Annotated in this window: 1 protein-coding gene; it reads left to right on the forward strand. The window is 71.7% G+C overall.

Going from position 1 to position 467, the window contains the following annotated elements; all coding sequences use genetic code 11:
- Positions 1–370 (forward strand): aldo/keto reductase (locus M3677_RS18665; protein WP_251161148.1); only part of this gene is annotated, 370 nt, incomplete at its 5' end.
- Positions 371–467 lie beyond the last annotated feature (97 nt).

Raw genomic sequence — 467 nt, forward strand, 5'->3', positions numbered from 1 at the left:
GGTCCGGCGCAATACGCCGCTGCCCGAAGGCAGCCGCCTGCATGAAACGGCCGGCTTCGGGCCGCCGGTCGACGATGCGCGCCTGTACGACGTGGTCGATGCACTCGACGCGGTCGCCGAGGAAACCGGCAAGACCGTGCCGCAGATCGCGCTGAACTGGCTGCTGCAGCGCCCGACGGTGTCGTCGGTGATCATCGGCGCGCGCAACGAGGCACAGCTGCGGCAGAACCTCGGCGCGGTCGGCTGGGCGCTGACCGATGCGCAGGTCGCGAAGCTCGATGCGGCGAGCGCGGCGCAAGCGCCTTATCCGTACTTTCCGTATCGCCGCCAGCAGGCGTTCGCGCAGCTCAATCCGCCGCTGCGCGGGTAAGCGCCGACGGCCGGCGGAGCCTGCGAACGCGGTCGTGCAGCGCTACGCCGGCACACGCGCGTCGCCGAGCCGCACGACCTTGTCGGCCGGCCCGATG

Origin of the sequence: Curtobacterium sp. P97 (assembly GCF_023712445.1) — a bacterium.
Lineage (GTDB): Bacteria > Actinomycetota > Actinomycetes > Actinomycetales > Microbacteriaceae > Curtobacterium.